Source organism: Nonomuraea sp. NPDC049141 (assembly GCF_040648415.1).
In the GTDB taxonomy this organism is placed as follows: Bacteria; Actinomycetota; Actinomycetes; order Streptosporangiales; family Streptosporangiaceae; genus Nonomuraea.
Genome location: NZ_JBEZDR010000006.1, coordinates 579,103 through 596,932 on the forward strand (window position 1 = coordinate 579,103; position 17,830 = coordinate 596,932).

Annotated in this window: 12 protein-coding genes and 1 pseudogene; 6 read left to right on the forward strand and 7 right to left on the reverse strand. The window is 68.7% G+C overall.

The genetic code is table 11. From position 1 onward, the window contains the following. Positions 1-108 precede the first annotated feature (108 nt). Positions 109-3,156 carry a Tn3 family transposase gene (locus AB0B91_RS21595; RefSeq protein WP_358322149.1) on the forward strand — a complete coding sequence of 1,016 codons (3,048 nt, stop codon included), beginning with the start codon at positions 109-111 and terminating at the stop codon, positions 3,154-3,156. A 233-nt stretch (positions 3,157-3,389) separates the two neighbouring features. On the opposite strand, the gene AB0B91_RS21600 is transcribed toward AB0B91_RS21595, so the two are convergent. Together AB0B91_RS21600 and AB0B91_RS21605 are read right to left on the reverse strand one after the other, a co-directional pair. After that, a complete protein-coding gene (locus AB0B91_RS21600) occupies positions 3,390-4,043 on the reverse strand; it encodes a response regulator transcription factor (RefSeq protein WP_358322152.1) in 654 nt (217 codons plus the stop codon). After that, positions 4,040-4,582, reverse strand: a complete 543-nt coding sequence (locus AB0B91_RS21605) for a sensor histidine kinase (protein ID WP_358322155.1) — start codon at positions 4,580-4,582, stop codon at positions 4,040-4,042. Before AB0B91_RS21605 ends, AB0B91_RS21600 begins: the two co-directional genes overlap by 4 nt. Before the next feature lie 911 nt (positions 4,583-5,493). Here AB0B91_RS21605 and AB0B91_RS21610 point away from each other — a divergent pair. Then, positions 5,494-9,687: a WD40 repeat domain-containing protein gene (locus AB0B91_RS21610; protein ID WP_358322158.1), complete on the forward strand. Its 4,194-nt coding sequence runs from the start codon at positions 5,494-5,496 to the stop codon at positions 9,685-9,687. A 366-nt stretch (positions 9,688-10,053) separates the two neighbouring features. Here AB0B91_RS21610 and AB0B91_RS21615 read toward each other — a convergent pair whose 3' ends face one another. The 4 genes and pseudogenes from AB0B91_RS21615 to AB0B91_RS21630 form a co-directional block, all read right to left on the reverse strand. Further along, the gene (locus tag AB0B91_RS21615; RefSeq protein WP_358322161.1) at positions 10,054-10,611 is read right to left on the reverse strand and encodes an ABC transporter permease; all 558 of its coding nucleotides are present in this window, start codon (positions 10,609-10,611) and stop codon (positions 10,054-10,056) included. A 28-nt stretch (positions 10,612-10,639) separates the two neighbouring features. Next, positions 10,640-11,559: pseudogene (locus AB0B91_RS21620) on the reverse strand (ABC transporter ATP-binding protein). 477 nt (positions 11,560-12,036) lie between these two features. Next, positions 12,037-12,597: a recombinase family protein gene (locus AB0B91_RS21625; protein WP_358322218.1), complete on the reverse strand. Its 561-nt coding sequence runs from the start codon at positions 12,595-12,597 to the stop codon at positions 12,037-12,039. 15 nt (positions 12,598-12,612) lie between these two features. Next, complete coding sequence (locus AB0B91_RS21630; RefSeq protein ID WP_358322164.1) at positions 12,613-13,560, reverse strand: YafY family protein; 948 nt, start codon at positions 13,558-13,560, stop codon at positions 12,613-12,615. Positions 13,561-13,645: 85 nt separating this feature from the next. Between AB0B91_RS21630 and AB0B91_RS21635 the strand changes: the two genes are divergently transcribed. The 4 genes from AB0B91_RS21635 (at position 13,646) to AB0B91_RS21650 (ending at position 17,144) form a co-directional block, all read left to right on the forward strand. Further along, positions 13,646-14,344 (forward strand): alpha/beta fold hydrolase, encoded by a 699-nt coding sequence (locus tag AB0B91_RS21635; protein ID WP_358322167.1) that lies wholly within the window; start codon positions 13,646-13,648, stop codon positions 14,342-14,344. Beyond that, a complete protein-coding gene (locus AB0B91_RS21640; RefSeq protein WP_358322221.1) occupies positions 14,344-15,408 on the forward strand; it encodes an epoxide hydrolase family protein in 1,065 nt (354 codons plus the stop codon). Before AB0B91_RS21635 ends, AB0B91_RS21640 begins: the two co-directional genes overlap by 1 nt. A gap of 74 nt (positions 15,409-15,482) precedes the next feature. After that, on the forward strand, positions 15,483-16,067 hold the full coding sequence (locus tag AB0B91_RS21645; RefSeq protein WP_358322170.1) for a DUF1697 domain-containing protein: 585 nt from the start codon (positions 15,483-15,485) through the stop codon (positions 16,065-16,067). A 183-nt stretch (positions 16,068-16,250) separates the two neighbouring features. Then, positions 16,251-17,144, forward strand: a complete 894-nt coding sequence (locus AB0B91_RS21650) for a tyrosine-type recombinase/integrase (RefSeq protein ID WP_358322173.1) — start codon at positions 16,251-16,253, stop codon at positions 17,142-17,144. Between the two features lie 18 nt (positions 17,145-17,162). Here AB0B91_RS21650 and AB0B91_RS21655 read toward each other — a convergent pair. Beyond that, positions 17,163-17,830: IS256 family transposase (locus tag AB0B91_RS21655; protein ID WP_358322176.1), on the reverse strand; the 668-nt coding region annotated here is incomplete at its 5' end.

The following is a 17,830-nucleotide window of genomic DNA, read 5'->3' on the forward strand; positions in this document are numbered from 1 at the left end:
GCGCGTTGCGTCGCCACCACAGGTGCGACATACCAGTCGGTAGCCGGGTGATTACAAACCATGTTTCTCCTGACTTTCGTTGAAGGTCCGGGAGAAGGGGTGCGGGACATGCGGCGCGAATGGGAGTTAGAGGACCTGATTGAGTGCTGGACGCTGGAAGAGGAGGAGTTCGCGCTACTGGCGAACAAGTCCGGGGCGACGCGGCTCGGCTTCGGTCTGATGCTGAAGTTCTTCGAGCTGGAAGCGAGGTTCCCTCGCCGGGAGGACGTGCCTCGCCCAGCGGTGGAGTTCATGGCGGGACAGGTCAAGGTGGACGCGGAGTTGTTCGCCTCCTACGACTGGTCGGGGCGCACGATCGAGTACCACCGGGCGCAGATCAGGAAGTTCCACGACTTCCGCGAGCCGACGGTCGGCGATGAGGACAAGCTCGCCGACTGGCTGGCCACCAAGATCTGTCCGGTGGAGATGTCGCGGGATCGGCTGCGCGGGGCGCTGCTGGCGCGCTGCCGCGAAGACCGGATCGAGCCGCCGAAGACGACCCGGATCGAACGTGTGCTGGGCGCGGCCGAGGCGATGTTCGAGCGGAACTTCACCGCCACGACCGTGCAGCGCTTGTCGTTCGAGTCGGTCGGCAAGCTGGAAGAGTTGATCGTCGCCGAATCTGCCTGGGCCGGCGCCCCGGTCGCCGGACAGGACGCCCCGCAAGGGGACGGGCAGGTTCAGGCCGTCACTGTCGCCAGCGGCGGCCGGCGCGCGTTCTTGCAGGAACTGAAGGAGGATCCGGGGCCGCTGCAGTTGGAGACGCTGCTGGCGGAGATCGTGAAGCTGGAGCGGGTCAAGGCGGTCGGTCTGCCGGCCACGTTGTTCGAGGGGGTTTCGGAGAAGGTCGTGGCGGGCTGGCGGGCCCGGGCGATGAAGATGTACCCATCCGATTTCGAGGCGGCGGCGCCGCCGGTGCGCCTCACCCTGGTGGCGGCGTTGTGCCAGGTGCGGCAGGCTGAGCTGATCGACGGGCTGGTGGAGCTGCTGATCCACCTTGTGCACAAGATCAGCGTGCGGGCGGAGAAGAAGGTCGAGGGCGAGCTCAACGCCGAGTTCCGGCGGGTGCAGGGCAAGAACGGGATCTTGGTGAAGCTCGCCACGGCGGCGCTGGCGCTGCCGGAGGAGATCGTCCGCAAGGCCCTGTATCCGGTGGTCGGTGAGCGGACGCTGGAAGACGTCATCGCCGAGGCCAAGGCGAACGAGAAGGAGTTGCGCACCCGGGTGCGGACCAAGCTGCGCGGCTCCTACTCCCACCACTACCGGCGAGGGCTGCTCAAAGCGGTGAGGTTCCGTTCCAGCAACGACACCTTCAAGCCGGTGATGGACGCGCTGGACCTGCTGAAGCGCTATGACGGCTCCGACGCCGACTTCTACGCGGCCGCCGAGGCGGTGCCGCTGGAGCACGTGGTGCCGGAGGACTGGCGTGACGCGGTCTTGGACCCCGACAGCGGCCTGGTGGAGCGCATCCCGTACGAGCTGTGCGTGCTGGTCGCGCTGCGCAAGGCCATCCGGCGCCGCGAGATCTGGGTGGAGGGCGCCAACACCTGGCGCAACCCCGATGAGGATCTGCCCGCTGACTTCGAGGACAACCGGGACGTGCACTACGAGGCGCTGGCCAAGCCCCGCGACCCGGCCGATTTCATCGCCGACCTGAAGAAGCGGCACGTGGCGGCGCTGGACCGGCTGAACAAGGGCCTGAAGAAGGCCACCACGGGCGGCGTGAGCATCACCAGAAGAAAGGGCGAGCCGTGGATCAGCGTCCCGCCCCTGGGCAAACAGATCGAGCCGGAGAACCTGGAGGCGCTGAAGGAGGAGATCGCCCGCCGCTGGGGCGTGATCGACCTGCTAGACCTGATTAAGAACGTCGACCACGCCACGAAGTTCACCGGCGAGTTCACCTCGGTGGCCTCGCGCACGGTGACCGACGAGAAGGTGCTGCGCCGCCGGCTGCTGCTGTGCACGTTCGGGCTTGGCACGAATATGGGGATCAAACGGGTCGCCGACGGCACCGCGGCGATCGAAGGGATGGAGGCCGACACCGAGGCCGCGCTGCGCCGGACCCGCCGGCTGTTCGTCAACCGCGACAACTTGCGTGCCGCGATCCGCACGGTGGTCAACAAGACGTTGGAGGTGCGCGACGTCTCGCTGTGGGGGCCGGGTACGGCGTGCGCGTCGGACTCGCGCAAGTTCGGTTCCTGGTCGGCGAACTTCATGACCGAGTGGCACCAGCGCTACGGCGGTGCCGGGATCATGGTGTATTGGCACGTAGAACGCAAGAACGTGTGCATCTACAGCCAGGTGCGATCAACCACGGATTCCGAGGTCGCCTCGATGATCGAGGGCCTGCTGCGTCATCTGACCAGCGCGGAGATCGATCGCCAGTACACCGATACGCACGGAGCTTCGATCGTTGGCTTTGCGTTCTCGCACCTGCTGGACTTCAAGCTGCTGCCCCGGCTGAAGAACATCGGCTCGGCCCGCCTGTACCGGCCGGGCCTGACCGAGGGCGAGGTCTGGCCGCAGTTGGACAGCGTGTTGTCGGGCGAGACGATCGACTTCGAATTGATCGCCAACCAGTACGACCAGATGATCAAGTACGCGACGGCGCTACGGCTGGGCACCGCCGAGGCCCATCAGATGCTGCGCCGCTTCACCCGCGGCGGCCCCAAGCACCCCACCTACCGGGCCATCGAGGAACTCGGCCGGGTGATCCGCACCGTCTTCATCTGCGACTATCTGGCCGCGGAGGAACTGCGCCGCGAGATCCACGAGGGCCTGAACGTGGTGGAGAACTGGAACTCGGCCAACAAGGACATCTTCTACGGCAAGGCCGGTGATCTGACCGGCGACGATCGTGAGCATGTCGAGGTCTCCGCGCTGGCCCTTCACCTGGTCCAGGCGGCGATCGTCTACCTGAACACCAGGATGGTACAGATCGTCCTGGCCGAGCCAAAGTGGCGAAAGAAGCTCACCGACGCCGACCGGCGCGCCCTGTCGGCTCTGTTCTGGTCCCATCTGAACCTGTACGGCAGGTTCGAGCTCGACATGAGCAAACAACTCGACCTCGGGCCGGGGCCGAGCACCGAGGGCCAACGGTCAGATGACCCGCTCTGAGCGACGAGCGACCTTGGGGTTAGACCGAGGCGAGCCTCATGAGCCACAACGGCGATCTTGGGGGAGGGCGTGGGACGGCGTCCCCCGCCGCCCGTCTCGCAGCCGTAGAAAGGCACCCTCAGGCAGGGTAGGGGCGAACATCTGCGCGAACATGAGGACGACGGCGATCAGCACCGCCCACACGCCATCTTCCGATTCAACACCTGAGCGGAAAACCTTGAGGAGTCCGCGGGTCACGGCTGTCCGGGCGTCCGCGGAACGAGCAGCCCGCGGTTGAACGCCTCGGTGACGGCGGCGGCGCGGTCGTTCACCCCAAGCTTGGTGTAGATGTTCAGCAGGTGGGACTTGACAGTGGCCTCCGTGATGAACAGCCGGACGGCCGCCTCGCGGTTGGTGTTCCCGGCCGCCACATGTTCGAGGACCTCCAGCTCGCGGGGGCTGAGCAGCTGCGGCGCGGGTGCCCGCATCCGGTTCATCAGCCGGGCCGCCACCGAGGGAGACAGCACGCTCTCGCCCCTGGCCGCGGCCCGCGCACCACGCAGCAGGTCCTCCCGGGGGGAGTCCTTGAGCAGGTAGCCGGTCGCGCCCGCCTCGATCGCCGGCAGGACGTCGGTGTCGGAATCGTAGGTCGTCAGCACCAGCACGCGCGCGGTGACGCCGAGCCGGGTCAACTCGATGATCGCGGCCAGCCCGTCCATACCCGGCATGCGCAGATCCATCAGAATTACGTCGGGCCGCAGTTCCTGGGCCAGCCGCACCGCGTCAGCGCCGTCAGAGGCCGCGCCCAGCACCTCGAATCCGGGCGCGGAAGCGAACATGCTGCTCAGCCCATCCCTGACAACAGGGTGGTCGTCGGCGATCAGCAGCCGGATCGGGGTGCCGGTCATGCGCCGCTCCCGGTCAGCGGACAAGGGACGCAGGCCGAGATGCCGGTGCCGGCGCCGGGCTCGGACTCGACACGCAGGCTGCCGGACAGCTCTTCCACGCGCTGCCGCATGATCGTCAGGCCGAACCCGCCGGCCTCAAGGCACGCCAGGTCGAAGCCCTTGCCGTCGTCGCGCACGTCTAGTGCCACCTCGTTCTCCAGGTAGGACAGCGTCACCCCGGCTCTGCTCGCGTGCGCGTGTTTGGCCACGTTAGCCAGCGCCTCTTGTGCCGTGCGCAGCAGCGCGAACTCGGCCTCCGTTGTCAGCGGGCGCGCCGTGCCGGTCGTCGTGACCTGGGCGGTGACCCCGTGCAGCTTCGACCACCGGTCGGTGACGTCGGCGAGTGCGTCGCTCAGGCGCGCGGTCTGCAGCGGTTCGGGCCGCAGTGCGTCGACCGAGCGCCGTGCCTCGGCCAGGCTTTCCCTGGCCAGGTTCTTGACGGCGTTGAAGGGCCGGCGCCACGGCGCCGGGACCTCGTGCATCTGCTCGGCCGCCTGCAACTGCGCGATGATCCCGGTGAGCCCCTGACCGCCGCGGCGGCCACGCCCAGCAGCCGCCACGGCCAGCGCAGCACCGTGAAGGAGTAGATGTAGGCGGCAGGGGTGAAGAGCCCGAAAGCGGGGTGACGGGCCACCAGGACCGCGGTGATCACGAGCAGTCCCGCGACGAACACCCCCATGATCCGTGGCTGGTCCCACCAGCCGGGACGCAGGGTGAATATGCCGAGCATCCACGCGGCCGCCAGCCCGCACAGGCCGAGGTCGATGAGCAGGGCACCGCCCGACCAGTCCTCCACGATCATCAAGATCGCGACGAGGAGCGCCAGCAGCGCGTACGGCACCACGTTGACCAGAAGGAACGGCGGCTGTTGCGAAATCTTCCTGCTCAAAACTCCCTCTCCCCGCGAGATTCTATTCCCGGCGCCTACTCCGATCGTTATCTAGGGTTCTTGGCTCTTCTCGCAGGTCAGAGTGAGATGATCTTTTCATGCATGTAAGGCATGTTCGTCGATCTTGAAGGCATGTTGCATCGATAACCTGGCCAGGTGTTTCGGCCGACCGCGCGATGACGGGGGGGCGACCTTGCCGCCAACGGAAACGAGAGTCTGGCTTTCGGTGGGGGCGCTAACGATTATGGGCTGATCCTTTCCTGGAGTGAAACGGCTTCCGGCCGATCCGGTCGCCGTCCTCGGGGCGCATGTCGAGGTATGCCCAGCCCGTTAATCTTTCGGTGGGTGTTTCGCGGCTCGGTACTCCGGGCGAGTCTGGACGCCCAGGCCCGCAGCCCGGTCGTAACGCCACAGACCCACCTGATCACGCTACGACATTTCGCTCATCGGCTCGTAAACCGCCTCCTCGGCGGTGATAGTGGGTGGGTGGGAGTTGAGGGGCCAGATGAACCGTCGGGGTTGATGCGGGCCGGAGTCCGGGCTCGGGTGGCGCGGTTGGTGGGGGGCAAAGCTCGTCGATGGACGCCGACGGCGCTGGTGGCGGTGCTGGCGGCAGGCGCGTTGGGGCCGGTGCTGGCGACGGCGGTCGGTGCCACCGGGATGGCGGTGGCCTGGGCCGGGGTGGCCGGTTCGGTCGGGGGCAACATTCTGACCGATGTGGTGAAGGCGGGCGTGGCCCGGCTGGACGATCGCGGGGTGAAGCCCTCCAGCGTCGAGTTGGAGGCCGAGCTGGAGCGGCGGATTGAGGAGATCCTGCTGGCCGGCGGGGACCAGGCGGCCGGGTTACGCGCGGAGATCGCGCGGGTGTTGCGACAGACCGAGGCGGTGGGGGCGGCGATCGAGGCGGCGGTCGCCAGTGGTGATCGTGAACTGCAGTCGCGGCTGGCCGCCGGGCTGGCGGAGTTGGGGGCGGAGTTCGGCGAGTTCGGCTTCGTGCTGGCGGAGCTGGGGGTGCAGCTGCGGCTGGTGCGTGATGCCGTCGATCGCCAGAGCGCGGATCTGCAGCTGTCGATGGGATTGCAGTATCGCCAGGCGACCGATCTGCGGCTGATGGCCGAGCAGGTGTCCTCCATCGAGCGGCGTACCCGGCTACATGGTGAGGAGCCGGGGGCGGTAGCGGGGCTTCGCTGGCGCGATGGCTGCCCGTATCGGGGCCTGGTGGCCTTTCATGAAGCTGATGTGGAGGTGTTCTATGGGCGGGAGATCGTCACCGCCCAGCTCGTCACCACGCTGTCGCGGCATCTGGCCGAGCCCGGGATTTTGGTGGTGACGGGCACCTCCGGGGCAGGCAAGTCCTCGTTGCTGCGGGCGGGACTGATGCCGGCGATCAGTCGAGGCGAACTGACGGACGCGGCTCGTCACTGGCCCCGGCATGTCATCGACCAGCCGACCCTGGCCCCACTCTCCCATCTGGCCACGTTGCTGGCCCGGATGGCGGGCCTGGACGCCTTGACCGTTCTGCACGGTCTCACCCACCACCCCGGGCAAGCGCATCTGCTGGTCCGCCAGGCCGTCGAGACCGACGCGCGCCGACGCGGCCTCAGCGAGGAGGTTGTGGCGGACTGCCAGTTGGTGCTGGTCGTCGACCAGTTCGAGGAGGTCTTCACCCAACGCGGCGAACCGCACGAGCAGGCCGCCGCGGTGGCGGAGCGGACCGCATTCATCGCCGCCCTGCACGCGGCGGCCACCAACGTGTGCGGGCCGAACGACATGCCCGCCGCGCTGGTGGTGCTGGCGGTCCGCGGTGACTTCGTCGACCGCTGCGCCGAGCACCCCCCGCTCGCCTCCGCGCTGGCCCGGCCGTTCATCCTGGGCCCGATGAGCGAGATCGACCTGCGCTGCGTGATCACCGGCCCGGCCGACGCCGCCGGTCTCGACCTGGAACCGGGCCTCGCCGATACCATCTTGGCCGAACTGCGGGCCCCGGGCGGCGGTTATGAGGCGGGTGCGCTGCCGCTGTTGTCGCAGGCGCTGCTCACCATCTGGCAGCACCGCCAGGGCAACCGGCTCACCAGCCGGGGTTACGCCCGCACCGGCGGTGTGCAGCATGCCGTCGCGACCAGCGCCGAGACCGCCTACACCGCCCTCACCGTCACCGGTCAGGAGATCACCCGTCGGCTGTTTCACCAGCTGACGCTGGTCTCCCGCACCGGCGCCCTCACCCGCCGTACCATCACCCGCCACGACAGCCAGGCCCTTCACAGCGGCAGCCTCCATGCCGACACGTCATCGGCCCATTCTCCACCAGGCGCGATGACCGCTCCCTCCGCCGCTGATGAGGACGGGACTTCCTCAGTCACCGACGGCGCCGGGAGAGCGGGCGATGATGTCGACCTGGTCGTGGAGTCCTTCGCCCGGCAGCGGCTCCTGGTCGTCGACGGGGAGTCGCTGCAGATCTCCCACGACATTCTGCTGGTGGCCTGGCCCCGGCTGCGTTCCTGGCTTGAGACCGATCTGACCGAGAACGCCCAGTACAGCCAGCTCCTCGAGGACGCCGACGAATGGGAGCAGCACGGCAGGAAGACGGCCTACCTGTATCGGGGGGAGCGCCTTACCGCTCTCCGGCAGGTCCTGGCCCGCTGGCGGAGCGATCCCCACCGCTACCCCCCGCTCCCTGCCATCCCGCAGGATTTCCTTCACACCAGCGCCGGAGCCGAGAAACAGAGCACCCGCCGCCGCCGAACTCTGCTGACCATCCTGGTCATTCTCCTGATGGCGGCGGTGAGCGCAGCGGTCGTGGCCTATTCCGTCCAAGAGGCCAGGACCACCGAACGCGATGTCGCCCTCGCCCGCAGATTGGTAACACAGAGCGAACTGACGGCCGCCGACCCGTCGCTGTCCGCGATGCTCGCGGCAACAGCCGAGAAGATCAGTTCCACCCCCGAAACCCGAGCCGGCATGCATGCCGCCTTCAGGAACCCCGGACCAGCCATCCTCACCGGCCACACCCGCCCGGTGCTGTCGGTGGCGTTCAGCCCCGACGGCACGGTCCTGGCCTCCGGCACCGGCGACACCGACAACGACGGGACAGTGCGGCTGTGGGACGTGCGCTCCCGCAAACTGCTCGGCGCCCCCCTCACCGGCCACACCAGCCCGGTGTCGTCGCTGGCGTTCAGCCCGGACGGCACTGTCCTGGCCTCCGGCAGCGTCGACGATACGGTGCGGTTGTGGGATGTGCGCTCGCATAAGCCGCTCGGCACCCCCCTCACCGGCCACACCGGCGGCGTGTCGTCGGTGGCGTTCAGCCCGGACGGCACGATCCTGGCCTCCGGCAGCGGCAACAGCGACGGCGGCGACGCGACAGTGCGGCTGTGGGACGTGCGCTCCCGCAGGCCGCTCGGCGCCCCCCTCACCCGCCACACCGCCCCGGTGTCGTCGGTGGCGTTCAACCCCGACGGCACGGTCCTGGCCTTCGGCAGCACCGACGATACGGTGCGGCTGTGGGACGTGCGCTCCCGCAGGCCGCTCGGCGCCCCTCTCACCGGCCACACCGCCTCGGTGGAGTCGGTGGCATTCAGCCCGGACGGCACGATCCTGGCCTCCGGCAGCAGCGGCACCGACACTACGGTGCGGCTGTGGGACGTGCGCTCGCATAAGCCGCTCGGCACCCCCCTCACCGGCCACACCAGGGGGGTACGGTCGGTGGCGTTCAGCCCGGACGGCACAATCCTGGCCTCCGGCAGCGGCGACGATACGGTGCGGTTGTGGGATGTGCGCTCGCATAAGCCGCTCGGCGCTCCCTTCACCGGCCACACCGGCGGGGTGGCGTCGGTGGCGTTCAGCCCGGACAGCGCGGTCGTGGCCTCCGGCAGCGGCGACGCTATGGTGCGGTTGTGGGATGTGCGCTCCCGTAGGCCGCTCGGCGCTCCCCTCACCCGCCACACCGCCCCGGTGTCGTCGGTGGCGTTCAACCCGGACGGCACAGTCATGGCCTCCGGCGGCGACGACGGGACGGCGCGGCTGTGGGATGTGCGCTCGCATAAGCCGCTCGGCGCCCCCCTCACCGGCCACACCGGCGGCGTGTCGTCGGTGGCGTTCAACCCGGACGGCACAGTCCTAGCCTCCGGCAGCGGCAGCGGCAGCGGCAGCGGCAGCGGCAGCGGCAACGGGACGGTGCGGCTGTGGGACGTGCGCTCGCTTAGGCCGCTCGGCGCCCCCCTCACCGGCCACACCGGCGGCGTGTCGTCGGTGGCGTTCAACCCGGACGGCACGATCCTGGCCTCCGGCAGCGGCAGCGGCAGCGGCAGCGGCAACGGGACGGTGCGGTTGTGGGACGTGGCCTCCCGCAGGCCACTCGACGCCCCCCTCACCGGCCACACCGGCGGCGTGTCGTCGGTGGCGTTCAACCCGGACGGCACGATCCTGGCCTCCGGCGGCGACGACGGGACGGTGCGGCTGTGGGACGTGGCCTCCCGCAGGCCGCTCGGCGCCCCCCTCACCGGCCACACCGGCGGCGTGTCGTCGGTGGCGTTCAACCCGGACGGCACGATCCTGGCCTCCGGCAGCGGCGGCGACGGGACGGTGCGGCTGTGGGACGTGGCCTCTCCATCGAACCTCTTCGGAGCAGTTTGTGCGATTGCCGGGCGGCGCTCGCTCACTCAGGATGAATGGGATCAATATGTGGGCCAGGGGGAACTCATAATGACCTGCCCTTGATACTACGGAGGCCGACAGATCGCTATCTCCCTACTGGGGAGGCACGGCTGTGCGTCTTCTCCATTCGAAAGGCAGCCACCTCCAGGGCTTGATCGCTGGTGGTGGCCGGGCTCCTGTACGGGCTGGGGCGATCGATTGGCCGCCTGAGGTGGCGTGACCACGGCAAGGCTGATGTACGACTCATCGACTGAGCCTTGACGAGATTCCGCAGGTAACGAACGTGCCTGACAACCCCAGATAACGTGTCAGGCATGTTCGTCTGAAGCCCACTTGCCTGACATGCCTGACGTCTTCTCGGCACCCCAGATAATCAGCGGAACCAGCGGACCGCGATGAACGCGCACACCGTCGCATAGGCCGCCAGGGTCAGCAGCGGCACGGCGGACGGAAAGTGACCCACGTACGCGTCCTGGAACGCCCACATGCGAGCAGCGCGGCCGCCGCGAGCAGCCAGGCGAGGGCGAAACCGAGAAGGTGCTTCGGCAGGTCGACGCCGAAGCCGAACCCGGCCACCGCGAGGAACAGGACCATCGCGACGACCGCGATGGCGAAGTTGGCCACGAGCTGGGCGGCGAGCACGCGGGCCGGGCCGACCGGCGTGGTCCGCATGCGCCGCAGCACGCCGTTCTCCCGGTATCCCGCGAGCGTGATCGGCAGGGAGGCCGTGGCCAGGATGGCCAGACTGAACAGGATCAGAACAGGGACGTACAGGTCGAAGTACGTCAGGCCGCCGCCGCCCTCCACGGGCTCCCGCAGATCGGAGACGCTGCCGAGGACGATCAACAGGACCAGCGGGAAGCCGATACCCCAGAGGGGGGCGACCTTGTCCCGGACGCACAACGTCCTCTCGGCCTTGATGAGCCGCCACGTCGCGGAACCTCGCTCGGCGGTGACGGGGGGTGCGGTGGTGCGCAGGGCTGACATGGGTATGAGGTCCTTTCTCTGTGATGTGTTACCGGGGGCCGGGTTCGAGGCGCTTGCCGGTCAGCTGGACGAACGCGTCCTCTAGGCTTGCCTGCTCGACGCGCAGCCGTTCGGCCACGATCTGGTTGCGGGCCAGCACGGTGGTGACGGCGTTGAGCGCGTTGTCGTTGCCGTTGACGATGACCAGATCGCCCTGGCGGGTGACGCTGGAGACGTCGGGCAGGCTCGTCAGCAGGCGGTCGTCCATCGGCCTGGACGGGCGGAACTGGATCCGCTGCTCGATGCGCGCCCGCTCGGTCAGACCGGTCGGGGTGTCCACCATGAGGACGCGGCCGGCGTCGATCAGCGCGAGCCGGTCGCACAGCCGCTCGGCCTCCTCCATGAAGTGGGTGACCAGCACGATCGTCACCCCGCGAGAGCGCACGCCCTCGATCAGGTCCCAGGTGTCGCGCCGGGCCTGCGGGTCGAGACCGGTGGTGAGCTCGTCGAGGATCGCCACCCGGGGGCTGCCGATGAGCGCCAGCGCGATCGACAGCCGTTGTTTCTGGCCGCCGGACAGCTTGGCGTACCTGGTCTTGGCCTTGTCCGCCAGGCCGAGGCCGTCCAGCAGCGCGCGCCAGTCGGCGGGCTCGGGGTAGAAGGAGCTGTAGAGCTCCAGGGCCTCGGCGACCTGGAGCCGCTCGGGGAGGTGGCCGGCCTGCAACTGGACGCCGAGCCGCCGGGTCAGCTCGGCATGGTCGCGGAGGGGTCGAGCCCGAGCACCCTGATCTCACCGCGATCCGGCATGCGGAGGCCCTCGATGCACTCCACGGTCGTCGTCTTGCCGGCGCCGTTCGGGCCGAGGATGCCAAAGATCTCACCCTCCTGAACGGTGAGCGAGACATCGTCGACCGCGACCTTGTCCTCATAGCGCTTGTGGAGGTTGCGTACCTCGATCACTGGTGGCATGCCTGTCCTTCCGGCGATGTGCTGTGGCTCCTCAGCCTGCTATGACCAGCGCTTTTCCGGCATCGACCAGCGGTCGGGACCTGGCGATCCACCGATCGGTGGATCGCTGTCCGCCAGACGACGGACACCATGAGGTGGCGAGACTGGCCTGATGACGAGTAAGGCCGATGGGCACGAGACAGCGAGGGCCGTAACGATCAGTAGACAGCCGGGCACCGGTGACTGATGAGGGCGCCGTGTGAGACGCGCATGGGAATACCGGCCTACAGGCGTGAGACACGCAGCCTGATCACTACGCGACGTTCACTGATTGCCCTAGGAAGGCGGCCAGCAGAGCGATCGATGTGAGGGACTCCGCCCTCGGGTTCGAGGTACGGCGCAACAGCCCCACAAAGGTCAGCGATTACCGGTGTCTGGCCACGCGGGGCATGCGGCTAGACGCTGGCCACAACAGAACAAACACACCCCGCGCCCTGACTACGCCCTGTACAGGGTCTTCTTTGGCTGGCGGGGCACGGTGTCGCCCTTCAGGTGCCCATACACCGTCGAGCGCGGCACCCCGAACAAGTCCGCGATCTGCTGGACGGTCTTGTCCCGCGTGTCGTACAGCTGCTGGGCGAGGGCGGCCTGGTCGGCGGTGAGCTTCGGCCGGCGTCCGCCGACCCGGCCGCGGGCACGGGCGGCGGCCAGGCCGTCCATCGTGTTGGCCACGATCAGCTCACGCTGCAGCTCGGCCAGGACCGACAGCATGCCGAACATCGCGCGACCCTCCATCGTGTCGGTGTCGATGCCCTGCTCGATCACATGCAGGCCCACCCCGCGTTCGCGCAAGCCCGCCCCGAGGGTGACCAAGTGCAGAACTGAGCGCGACAGCCGGTCCAGCCGGGTGACCTTCAGCGTGTCGCCCTCGCGCAGCAGCTTGAGAACCAGGTCGAGGCTGGGCCGGGAGGCCTTGGCGCCACTGGCCTTTTCCAGATGGAGATCGCTGTTTCGTGGGCGAGAGTGCCGGCGACGATGACGCCGCCGCTCAGCGGGGATGTGAGGCGCCGACGGCTACGGTGCGGGATGGGAGCGGGCGACGGCCAGGGTGAGCGCGGTGACGTGCTCGGCGAGCGCCGTGACCAGCGCGGGTGGATGGCGGACGGTGAAGGGCCAGGGCAGGCCGGTGAGGATGCGCGCCATGGCGGGCATGTTCTCCGCGCCGCTGACCAGGAGCACGCCGCCGTCGGGGCAGGCGTGCAGGTCGCCGAAGGTGGCCGGCAACTGGTCGCGGGCGGTGTCCAGGTCGGTGTCGAGCCATACCTCGGTGCGGTGGGTCCAGGCGCCGAGCGTCAACGTGCGCAGGACGTGGGTGACGGGGTCGAAACCGTCGGGCGGGGTGAATGTGCCGGGCAGTTCGGCGGCGCCGCTGATCCTGTCCAGGCGGTACATGCGGATGGCGGCGCGCAGATGGTCGTGTCCGACCAGGTACCAGCGGCGTGCGTGCACGACGAGCCCGTACGGGTCCACCTCGCGTGCGCCGCGCGTGTGCTCGATCCGGACGGTGTGCCGCGCGTGGACGGCCGCGGCCAGCGTCAGCGCCAGGTGTGGTTCGGGGGTCAGCGGGCCTGCCGTCGCCGAGGTGGCGGCGATCAACGCGGTGACGCGCCGGCGCAGGGGCGCGGGCAGGACGCGGTTGAGTTTGACCAGCGCCCGGTCGGTCGGGCCGGGCTCTCCCACCTGTTCGTGCTGCTTGCCGGTGGCCAGCGCGACCGCGACGGCGACCGCTTCGTCATCGGCGAGCATCAGGGGCGGCAGGCGTACGCCGCGGGCCAGCCGGTAGCCGCCATAGCGTCCGCGGACGGACTCGACGGGGATGTCCATGTCGCGCAGGGCGGAGATGTAGCGGCGGACGGCGCGGGCGTCGACGTCCAGGCGCCTGGCCAGTTCGTCGGCGGGCACCAGGCCGCGGTCTTGCAGGATCTCCAGCAGTGCCAGGACGCGAGTCGCGGGACGGGACACGGTCGAGATCCTAATGAGGGCAGAAAGCGTCCACAATCCTCCATAGCCTTGCGCCGGTAAGAGATCGATCGAAAGGAGTCGACCCGTGTCGACCATCGTTCTTGTCGGCGGTTCGTTCCTCGGCGCATGGGCCTGGGAGCGCGTCACGCCGCTGCTGACCGCGTACGGCCACCAGGTGCATCCGCTGACGCTCACCGGTTTCGGCGACCGCGCGCATCTGGGCTCGCCGGACACGACGCTCACCACGCATGCCCGCGACATCACGGCCGCGATCGAGTACGCCGGGCTGCGCGAGGTGGTACTCGTGGCGCACTCCTACGGCGGAGCCCCGGCCACGATCGCCGCCACCACGATTCCCGGACGGATCGCCCGGCTGATCTACCTCGCCGCGCTGCTGCCCGAGCCGGGCCAGAGCCTGTTCGACAGCACGCCCGCGCCCGTCGTCGAAGCGATCACGCAGACTGTCCGGGACGGGCGGATCCCGGTGATGAACGACGAGGTCATCGACGCCAACTTCGGCGAGCACGGGCTCACCCCCGAGGACCGGGCCTGGCTGCGGGCACGCGGCGCCGGCCAGCCCATCGGCACCTACCAGGACCCGGCGCCGGCCGACCTCAGCGCGGCGCAGAGGCTGCCCCGCACCTACATCGCCTGCGCGGCCGACCCAGGCGGCCCGCCGCGCATGCCGGGCATGGAGGTGATCACGCTGGACTCCGGACACTGGCCGATGATCACCGAACCGGAGTCGCTGGCCCGGGTGCTGGACGAGGCGGCCCGGTCATGATGCGGCCGTATCGGGTGAAGATTGCGCAGGAGAGCCTGGACGACCTGGTCGCCCGGCTGGTCGCGACCCGCTTCACCCGCCCGCTGCCCGGCCAGGGGCTCGGCGTGCCCGCGGACCGCGTCCAGCACCTGGTCGAGTACTGGCGCGACGGCTACGACTGGCGCGCCTGGGAGCGGCGGATCAACGTCCACCCGCAGTTCATGACCGAAATCGACGGGCTTGACGTGCACTTCCTGCACATCCGTTCGGCCCGGCCGGACGCCCTGCCGCTCATCCTCACCCACGGTTGGCCCATGTCGGTCCTGGAGTTCCTGCCGCTGATCGACCGGTTGAGCGACACCTTCCACCTCGTCATCCCCTCAGTGCCCGGCTTCGGGTTCTCCGGCGTACCGCGTGAGCCGGGCTGGAACCGCCGCCGCGTCGCCGCAGCGTGGGCGGAGCTGATGCGCCGGCTCGGTTACGGACGTTACGGCGCGCACGGCAATGACGTCGGTTCCCTGATTTCCATCGAGCTGGGACGCCTGGATCCGCGCCGAGTCGTCGGGGTGCACGTCACCCAGATCTTCTCGCTGCCCTCCGGCGATCCGGCGGAGCGCGCCCAGCTGGGAAGCGACGACCGGGCGAAACTGGCCGCCCAGGAACGCTTCATGGCTAACCGGAGCGCCTACCTCGCCCTCCAGTCCACCCAGCCGCAGACCCTGGCGCACGCGCTCGCCGACTCCCCGGCCGGCCAGCTGGCCTGGAACCTGCAGCTGTTCGGCGAAGCGGTGAGCGACGACTACATCCTCACCAACGCCGCCATCTACTGGCTGACCGACACCGCCGGCAGCTCGGCCCTGATCGGCTATCACGGCAACAGGCCGCCTGCCGGGCCGTCATCGATCCCGCTGGGCCTTGCCTGCTTTGCCGACGACTTCTTCCCCTCCATCCGCCCGCTCGCCGAACGCGACCACAGCACCATCGTGCACTGGAACACCTACGACAAAGGCGGACACCATGCCGCGCAAGAGGAACCCCAACTCCTCGCCGATGACCTTCACACGTTCTTCACCTCCCGCCGATGACGTCGCCCGCAAGCGCACCGGCCGTGACACCGGTGGTCTTCACCCGATGGGGAACACAAAATGGGAACAAGCGCATGCCGACCGCGTTCGTCGTCTTCTACCGGAACATGAACCTAGGCCACCCGAACAGCCCCACCCGGGCGATGCTCGAAGACACGCTGCGCGCCGCAGGGGCTTCGTCGGCACGGTCGTTCCAGACGAACGGGACGGTCCTGATCAAGGTCGGCGACACCTCGCCCCGCGAGGTGGTGAACCGGGCGGCGCCGCGGCTACTGACGGTCAGCGGCCACGACGACGCCGTGTTCGTGCGTCCACTCGACCAGCTCGCAGCGATCCTCGAGCGCGCCCCCTTCACCGGCACCGGCGACGAACACACCTACCGCGAGACCTTCACCTTCTTCAACAGTGACCAGGAGTTCGGCGCCCCGCTGCCCTGGACGAACGACCGAGGCGATGTCCGCATCATCGAGATCGGCGGTGGCGTGGCGCTGAGCATCATCAAAAGGATCGCAACTCGGGCCGGCAGTCCCACCGCCGAGGTGGAGGCGAGACTCAAAGTCCCCGCCACCACCCGCACCGCCAGGACGGTCAAGCGCCTGCTCAAGCGTTTCACCGAGCCGGTGACGGCCCCAGCCCACGGCTGGGACGAGCGACAATGATCACCCAGCCACACATCACCACAGCCCAACTTCCGAGATTGACACAATCTCGGAAGTAGACTCCCAGGTGCAACTTCCGAGATTGCGTGCCCTGGCCCCTCGCAGGTGCCCGGATCCGCTTCCGAGATTACGAAGCGCCGTCCGGGCGCCCGCCCCACCCGGCTGCCGCCCGCCTACGCCACCGTGCTCGGCGAGTATGCCGCGGCGCTGGAGCGCGCGCCGCTGTCGGATGAGACCCGGCGCACCTACCGCTCCCGCGTGCGCATGTTCCTGTCCTGGCTGGCCGATCACGCCACCACCTATTCCGCCGATCCCCTCGCCGATCGGCAGGCACGGGACTGGGCGGTGCGCGACTACCGCATGTGGCTGCTGCGCGACGGCCCGGCCAGGCGCAGCCGCGTCTACGTCAACTCCGCCCTCACCGCCCTGGACGACTTCCACGTCCGCCGAGGCCTGGGCAAAGCCGACGTCGCCCGCGAAAACCTGCCCAAAAGCGCGCCGCGCGCCCTAGAGGAGCGCGCCCGCATCCGCTGGCTGCGCGCTGTCGAGGCGCATCTGTCGCCCCGTGGCCGGTGCATCGCGCTGATCCCGTATTACGCCGGCGCCCGCATCAGCGAGGTCGTCCGCCTCGACACGGGCGACATCCAGATGTCGGCCCGCAAGGGCAGGCTGCGCCTGTACGGAAAAGGCAACAAATTTCGCGAGATCGACATCCACCCCAAACTCCGCACCGAGCTACAGCTTTGGCTCGACGAACGCCCCAACTGGCCCCACGCCGGCGACAACCGGGCCCTGTTCCTCAACGCCAAGGGCGGACGGCTGACCGCCCGCGCTGCTGGCGGCATCATCGCCGAGATCGCCCAGACAGCCGGGCTGGACGATCCCACCACGGCGCACGTCCTACGCCACACGCTCGCCACCACGCTGGTCCGCGGCAAAACCGACCTGGTCTTGGTCGCCGAGATCCTTGGCCATGCCCGCCTGGAGACCACCCGCCGGTACAGCTTGCCCTCCGACAAGGACAAGGAAGACGCCCTAAAATTGATCACGGTTGGGGAGTGTCAACTTAACGGCTGATCTTGGTTGTTGAAGTGTTCAGAGGTTGGCGGGGGTGAGGCGGCCTTCGAAGGCGATCTGGAAGGCGTTCAAGGGTGCCTTCCAGCGCATGGTCCATCGCTTGCGGCCCTTGCCCGTGGGATCCAGGCTCATCAGCGCCATGAATACACACTTCAGGGCCGCGTTCTCGTTCGGGAAGTGGCCGCGGGCGCGGACCGCCTTATGGATGCGGGCGTTGACGCTCTCGATGGCGTTGGTGGAGCAGATGACCTTGCGGATCTCGATGTCGAAGGCCAGGAAGGGTACGAACTCGCTCCAGCTGGTCTCCCACAGGCGCACGATGGCCGGGTATTTCTGCCCCCAGAGCTCGGAGAACTCGTAGAACCGCTCCAGCGCCGCCTCCTCGGTCGGGGCGGTGTAGACGGGCTTGAGCTCACGTGCGATCTTGTCCCAGTCCTGGCGGGAGGCGTACCGGAAGGAGTTGCGCAGCAGGTGGATCACACACGTCTGGACGATGGTGCGCGGCCAGACAGCCTCCACCGCCTGAGGCAAGCCCTTGAGGCCGTCGCAGACCAGCATGAGGACATCGTCCACGCCGCGGTTCTTCAACTTGGTCAGCACCGCCAGCCAGTGTTTGGCGCCCTCGCCGCCGTCGCCGGCCCAGATGCCGAGGATGTCGCGGTGACCGTCGACGGTGACGGCCATGA